6 protein-coding genes are annotated in these 7,188 nt (G+C 46.2%); 3 read left to right on the forward strand and 3 right to left on the reverse strand.

Going from position 1 to position 7,188, the window contains the following annotated elements; genetic code table 11:
* The first annotated feature begins 70 nt into the window (after positions 1-70).
* Together JW883_17275 and JW883_17280 are read left to right on the forward strand one after the other, a co-directional pair.
* Entirely contained in the window at positions 71-907 is an 837-nt protein-coding gene (locus tag JW883_17275; GenBank protein ID MBN1844015.1) for a hypothetical protein, read from the forward strand.
* Positions 908-917: 10 nt separating this feature from the next.
* Positions 918-3,776: an AAA family ATPase gene (locus tag JW883_17280; GenBank protein ID MBN1844016.1), complete on the forward strand. Its 2,859-nt coding sequence runs from the start codon at positions 918-920 to the stop codon at positions 3,774-3,776.
* Between the two features lie 96 nt (positions 3,777-3,872).
* On the opposite strand, the gene istB is transcribed toward JW883_17280, so the two are convergent.
* From istB to JW883_17295, 3 genes are read right to left on the reverse strand one after another with little or no spacing between them, the layout of a single operon-like run.
* Positions 3,873-4,610, reverse strand: a complete 738-nt coding sequence (istB, locus tag JW883_17285; GenBank protein ID MBN1844017.1) for an IS21-like element helper ATPase IstB — start codon at positions 4,608-4,610, stop codon at positions 3,873-3,875.
* Positions 4,603-6,084: an IS21 family transposase gene (gene istA, locus JW883_17290; GenBank protein ID MBN1844018.1), complete on the reverse strand. Its 1,482-nt coding sequence runs from the start codon at positions 6,082-6,084 to the stop codon at positions 4,603-4,605. The genes istB and istA overlap by 8 nt, the downstream gene beginning before the upstream one ends.
* A complete protein-coding gene (locus tag JW883_17295) occupies positions 6,077-6,493 on the reverse strand; it encodes a hypothetical protein (GenBank protein MBN1844019.1) in 417 nt (138 codons plus the stop codon). Before JW883_17295 ends, istA begins: the two co-directional genes overlap by 8 nt.
* On the opposite strand from JW883_17295, the gene JW883_17300 reads away from it, so the two are divergent.
* Entirely contained in the window at positions 6,492-6,935 is a 444-nt protein-coding gene (locus tag JW883_17300; protein MBN1844020.1) for a hypothetical protein, read from the forward strand. The two genes, JW883_17295 and JW883_17300, sit on opposite strands and share 2 nt — an antisense overlap.
* The last annotated feature ends 253 nt before the right edge of the window (positions 6,936-7,188 follow it).

Below are 7,188 nucleotides of genomic sequence, written 5' to 3' on the forward strand. Positions count from 1 at the left end.
ACGCTGAACCGTTGCTATTGGTCCAGTGAAAACAATCTTAGCGAGCGTAGCGTTAGGAGCATTCAGCACCATGGGAATCCAGGCTAGACAAGCCTTGGGGCTACAAACCGAAGCAACTGGTGCTGACGAGCTAACCATAGTTGACGTTGTATTTAATGAAAAGGGTCACAAACAGCTTACCGACTGCTATGGTTGCGACAAAGCAAAGGCTCACGTAGAAGTTTCCAAAGAACCCCAAGGTCTTACGACTGACCGACTTTTCTTATGGATTCAAGCACTTTACGCACTTGAATGTCTCAAAAGACACTCGGGGACCTATAGCATTAACATCCAAGAGATATATGACCGTTTTCAGAGGCCGGTCTTGAACGACTTTGTGGTTGATTGGGTAGACGATTTCTTACCTGCTTGGGTACGTCTTTGCTGGCGTGCGGGGTTAGTCACATATATTAGCGGTGGTAAACAAATTCCGCGACATTCGATAAGAATTGAAAAGCCGGATGAACATATTCCATGGCAAATCGAAGGCATTCGACGCCCCGATCTCTTGGCTGCTGCCCATATACTGACAAGAATCGGAAAAAATGCGCAGAGATGGGATTACAGGAAATTTCCCGGGGGACTATGGAAATCGTCAAAAGGCTTGTTAGTGATACCATTGCCGGCATGGGGAGACTCTTCTGACCTTTCTGGGTTAAGCCCGTTATTAAAACGAATGGAGCAACACATTGGGTACGTCCGAGAGTTAAGGCTACTCCCACTTCATTATGACAGTAAAAAGCAAATAACGGATGACACGGTGAGTATTATGAGAAGACAAGTAGCGACCTTAACACGAAAGATCCAGTTTGCCAGCATAACGGGAGGTGTACAGCACGTTAACATTCAGCATATCAATGCTTTGTGAGGGAATAACGATGAAAGACGCAATAGAAATATGCAAAGGCTTTCTTGGAAATAAGTACCGGCAAATCCTTAATATCAATTTTGCTGATGTCGGCTCGGAAAACGAAATATCTGATGAGCGTCCTGTCTGGCAAAGGGTAGATGACGATTTGAATCCGCTGGTCAATGATAATGATTTGGCTGATAACGGGGGATTACTCCTTGATCCCGAAATCGGGATGTGCGTTTATTTTCTTCCGTTTAAGCCACAGAAAACTGATACCGCCGGGCAAATAATACGCGCGCTGGAAATTCGGTCCAAGCTGCTGCCAGAAATTCACTACGTCGACAGGGAAAACAGCAAAGTTGATGATAAAGGCTCATGGCGAGTGTTAATACATTGGCTGGTTGAAAATGAAACGGTATTTAGAAACGATTTTCTGCCAGTTATAGCCAAATTGAGAAGGGAGACCGCTCATTTTGAAGAAATCCCGGTTGATGTCATTATCAATCGAAAGGGTGACTGGCTAGAAGCTTTCGAGCAGCATGGCTTCCCGCGATTATTGCTCAATACACGCTCAATTCTCAGAAAAGAGGATTCTAGTAGAGTCATCCAATGGATGAGTGCGGATGCGCTTGTTTTGAAGGAGTTGAAAAACTTCCCCTCTGAATTTGAAAAACCCGATCTGGTCAGCTTGGCGGAAAAGACTGTTGGAAAAATGGAGGTCTATTCACCAACGGGAATAGACGGAACTCATTCGGGAACTGCCCAAGGTAAGTCTCGGCCAAAAACCTTGCGCAATTTGCGTGTGAAGGATTTTCGCAATATTAAAGATCTTGAACTTAAATTTGGTGACAGTGGGACAAACTGCTTAGTGCTGCACGGCCCCAACGGAACTGGCAAAAGCAGCCTGTTTGAAGCCTTATCCTTCGGATTGTTTCGAACATCCTATCGCTATTGTAAGTTTTTGTCCGACAAAGATATTCCAGATAGGTCTCGCTCAAGTAAATACATTGAATCCTACTTACGGCCCATGAGACCTGAAACAGGTGATGATCCAGAAGTGTGGATTAATGAAGAGGTTGTTCAGTTAGTACCGATTTCTGATCAGAGCGAAGCAGACCAGGCAAAAAGGGAGATGGCCGGCACGCTGCTTTCGCAAGAAACGACCCGTGATTTTCTGGAAATGACCTCCGATGACCTTGGAGCGCTGGTTTTGAGGGGGTATTCAGATGTAGCACAAAAGATAGCAAGCTTTGTAGACGAGAACTATAACCGGGCAAATATGGCTCGGCAGACTTTATTACGGAATCTAGGGCTCCCGGCCAGCATAACCCTTATAAAGACAGCGCGGGAAAGAATTGCCAAGAAGCTAATTAGTTCGGACCTGCCTTCGCTGTCCCTTCCTTTGATGGACTGGTTGGAGCTTGCTGGAAACATTGAACACGCCAATTACAGGGAAGCTGGGAGGCTTCTGATGGGATGGCAGGCATGGGGCGGTGAGCCTAAGCGGGAGCGTTTGTATAAAGAAATTGCTATCCACACAAAACAACTGGAGATACAGCCCATACTGGAGGCTTGGCTACATCAATATAATAAGTTGGTGCAAGACACAGATACGTGGGCAAGTAAATTGGCAACGGATGAATTGAAACCCTTGCAAAAAGAAGCTGATTACTTGATTGAACAGATAAAATTGTGGGGCGAATGGCTTTCTGTCCAAAATGCTCGGCCGCCAAGCAAGGCAGACCAGGAAGCCGAAGAATTGAAAAGACAAGTTGCTGAACTGCAAAAACAGCAACAGCACATTATTCTAAAGGGAAAGGAGTATAAAGGCAGGCTTGACCATTTCGCGCAAATTGACAGGTTTCTGCGTGATGATTGGACAAAACATCACCCCAATGAATGCCCTACGTGCGGAACCGATCTTACAGAAAAGGAAGGCATACTCGCCGTTGTTGAAAATCTGCAATCGCAAGCGGATGCGAATAGAGAAAACGAGATTGCCCGATACAATAAAGTGACCACTATCATTAAGGAGATAGAACTCAAAGTCGTCAGCCTTGGACAACAAAAATGTCCGATTTCGGCCGAGGATCAAGCTAAGCTGATGCAGTCCTTGCAATGGCTGCTGCCCGACGAACAAGTTTTTTCAGACTATATTCGTGACGAGCGGCGGCGTAATGAACTGATTCAACAAATTCAGACATTGAAGCTCTTCCCCAGCTTTCCGGTGAAGATTGAGCCCGAAGTACAAGCAGAGCGGATAGCGGGAAAGCTGGCTGAAGAATTTCAAAGGACTGCAACGGCCTTTGAGGAACCGGATAATTGGAAGGCAATCAAGAGCAAGTTGGATAAGAAACTTGGCATGATCGTGGATAAGCATCTTCCCACTACTTTGGGAAGTTTGTGGATTGAACTGGCTATGAACATAACTTCTGCTCCATGGTTATTGCCTGGGAGAGCTCGTTTTGATGTTAAGACTTTACGTGGCGAACAGCGTTTGAGCGTCAAATTGGGGGAAGGTGAAAAGGCACCGTTTGCCCGTTATATTTTGAATCACGCTGAAGTGCATGTGATGGGGCTTGCGTGGTTCTTCGCCCGCTATGTAACCTATGGCAGATTTCACAACGCTTGCATTGTGATGGATGATCCAGCTCAGGAAATGGATCAAATCACGTATCGCGATTTGTGTCGGTTATGGGAAACTATGCTACGTTTGCACAAGGTCCAAGGCCAATCATTGACGTTGGTCATAATGTTGCACCAAGAAAGTCGGGCACTGGATGCGGCGCGGGCAACCGGCGGCGTTTTGAATGTATTGGTATTGACAGGGATCAGGAAATACCCCAAATCCAGGGATTCAAAATTGGGCCATCAAGGAGTTTAGACACACCTCGACGCTAGTGCTCATTTTGAAAAGAGTATCATGCCCTAAAGCACTTATCACTATACGCTGTTATCTGGGATTGATTAACTTGTTTTTTTACTTTTGCTTTCTTCGATAACTTTCCCCTCCAAAGATAAGGACCTCTGAGTTGTGAACAAGCCGGTCAGCGATCGCTGTGGCCACAGTGGTAGAATCGAACACGTTTCCCCATTCAGCAAAAGGCAGGTTTGTTGTCAGCAGTGTTGACTTTACCTGATGCCTTGCGCTGATGACCTGGAAAAACAGGTGTGACCCTTGCTGGCCCAAGGAAAGGTAGCCGAGCTCATCACAGACTAAGAGTGCCGGAGATTGATAATAGTGGAGTTTTTTAAGGAGCGAGCGGTCTGCCTCTGCAGCGATGAGATGGTTGATCATATCGATGGCGGTGGTAAAGAGGACCTTGATGTTGGCATTACAAGCGGCATAAGCGATGGATTTTGCAAGGAAGGTTTTTCCGGTGCCAGGGTTACCGATCAAGATCACATCCTTATGCTCTTTGACAAAGTCTAGATTAAGAATGTTGAGGATTTGAGTTTTCTGATCTTTTCTTGATTTATGGTGGTTGAAGTCAAACTGGTCGATGGTGAGTTTTTCGTTAAGCTTGGATTGTTGGAATTTGAGCTTAATGGCATTTTGCCAGCGATGTTCTGCCTCCAAATCGGCGAGTTGGTTGAGGACAAACAGGGAGTCTCGATTTTTATCACTGGCTTGCCTAAGGATGGCTTCAAGGTGCTGGGCCATGGTCTTAAGCCGAAGCCGGATAAGTTTTTCCTTGAGACGCTCTAAGTCAATCATCGTTTTTTCTCCTTTTGATGACGAAGGCATCATATTGAGCTAAAGATGGTTCCTGGAGGCGGATACGATTGAGGTTTTCCTGTTTGACTTTGACGGGAAGATGATTTTTCTTGGGAGTCATCTCCTGATAGAGGATGTTCTCAATATAATGGGCGCCGTAGGCATTGTGTAAGGAGGCTTTTTTGATGGCCTCAATCAATGCAAAAGAACCATACTCATCTTTGAGGGCGAGAAGTTTTTTGAGGTTCTTTTTGATGGGTTGATTTGCAGCGGTAAGGTGTTCGAGATAGGTTTTGGTGTCTTCTCCTATACTGATGAAGGCCGCTACTTCCTGAGAGCGCCAGAGTTTGCGTTGACGTTTTCTGGCAGATTCCATGTGAGAAGGCAGTTCAATGCGCTTTTTTCTATCCCAACAGCGGTGATGGACAGCGATAGGCTTTTCTTTGAAGTAGATGGTAAAGATATGGTGATCAGCCTTAGCGACCACCTCTTTATCGATGGCCCATGGAGGCACTGTATAGAAGTTGCCATCGAAGCGGATAGAAAAATCCGGGTAAACCTTGCATATGGCTGTATCGCGGCAATCGGGTAAAAGGTCAGGCAAAGGCCGCATGGCCTCTGGTTTAAAGCGATCAACGGGTTTGTCCCCTGTGGTGCTATGTAGCCTGACATTGGCTACATGGTCTCTCCAGTGATCGGCCTGAAGCTGAAGGTCTTTTAGATTCTTGAAAGATCTCAGGGGCCAGAAGTTGTATCTGATGTAGTGGATACCTCCTTTTTCCACTTTGCCTTTCTCATGGGGTTTGGCTACATTGCAGGCTATGGGGACAATCTTGAAGGGCATAAGGAACTGTAGGAATGCCTCGTTGAAGCGGATCAGAGGACCGTCACGCTCAATGACGGCAGTGAGCATATTGTCATGCACCAACTCTTTTGGACTACCCTTGAAAAAGTCAAAGGCGTTAAGGAGACAACGGTGCAAGGTTTCCTGTCTTTGGGAGTGGGTAAACTCCAGGTAGAGCAAACGGCTGTAGGACTCAATAACGGCCATGCAATAGAGTTTGCGTTTGGTATTGCCATAGGTCAGGGAGCCGAAGTGGCCCCAATCGATCTGACATTGATGCCCTGGTGGAGATTCAAAGCGGATGAAGGGTTGTCTGTTTTTGGATCTGCCCCGAGTCTTTCTGAGATAATTCCTTAGGATGGTGATTTCTCCATCGAATCCCATGTTGGCGATGCGTTGACAGATGACCACAGCCGAGGCTTTGGGATCGATCTGAAGCATTTCTGAGATCTCCTCCTTGAAGGGGTCCAGTTTGCTGGGCCTTTTGATAAGGGGCCTTTTAGGGGTTGGATCATCGAGATACCTGGCCACGGTTTTTCGATTAAGAGTAACCCTGTTGGCAATCATTCGAATGGAGAGTCCTTCATTGGCAAGGCGATGGATCTCAAAGATGGTGCGTTGATCAATCATATGTTCCTCCCAAGGCATCCCGAACAATTTGGCCAATGGTAGCGGGGTCCCGTTGAGCCATATCTTTTCTGGTTTTAAGAGGGGAAGCTCTTTGAACAAGAGGTTTTTGTGGTAGGCAGAGCACCTGGTAGAGGTGTCCATCAAAAGCGAGGACGTCTTTTTGGATTAATGCATCTCTGGCACAGAGGTATTCATCCACAGAAATCCGCAGGAGCGTACAAATTTTATCGTAGCTGTAATAGGAAAGGCCCCTGCGGTCTGCTACCAACACCAAAAACAGGTAGAGCAGCAGTTCATGATGAGTGAGGCTCTCAAAGAAGCCGTCTCTTAAGAATCGATGCTCGATAAAGGCAAAGGAGCCCGTGATCTTTCGGAGTCTTTGGGGACAAAGAGGAGTTTTTTCAATCATGGCTGACCTCCTTGATCCCCAACCTAAGAGAGGAAAGCAGGAAAGTCCATCGAGTCCTTCTTTGCAAGAAATGGGTAAGAGCTTGGAATCAAGAAATATTTGTGAGATGACGTGTCCATCTTTGCAAGATCCGATTTGGCAGGAATTAGATAGTAACTGCCTGGTTTCACAAAAGAAAACTGTTCTGACGTGTCCATCTTTGCAAGATTTCGAAGGCGACGTCTCCTGTCCCGTTGTCTTTGCAGTATCCGGTTACGTTTCACATACTGCGGATGTCGGCTCCTATATCGCCGCCAGTAATCCCGGTTCTGTTCCATCCAGCACTGCTGGGCGTCTCGCTGGTTATCTCGGTAGTCTGGATCATGTTTCATCTTTTGCTGTTGCCAGAGTCTTTTCCGGAGATTTTGGCAGTCCTTCCTGTTACAGTATCGGTGATTCTTGACGTGAGGGTTTGGAAGAAAAAGACGCCTGCAGGCAGGATTTGCACATCGAATCTTTTGGTTCATAGGTCCCCTCCTACGGAACCATGAACCTATTTGAAGAGCTTTAAGGAAGGAACAATAAGAACCAAATCCAAAGTAAATCTTTTTTTGATAAAAAGAAGGGAAGAAAATCCAGGTGGGTTATTTATTGCCCCTTAAGCAGGCTTACTTTCTCACCCCTGAAATCGGGGTACTTTTTCATCCCTGGCAATA

Source organism: Deltaproteobacteria bacterium (assembly GCA_016930875.1).
In the GTDB taxonomy this organism is placed as follows: domain Bacteria; phylum Desulfobacterota; class Desulfobacteria; order Desulfobacterales.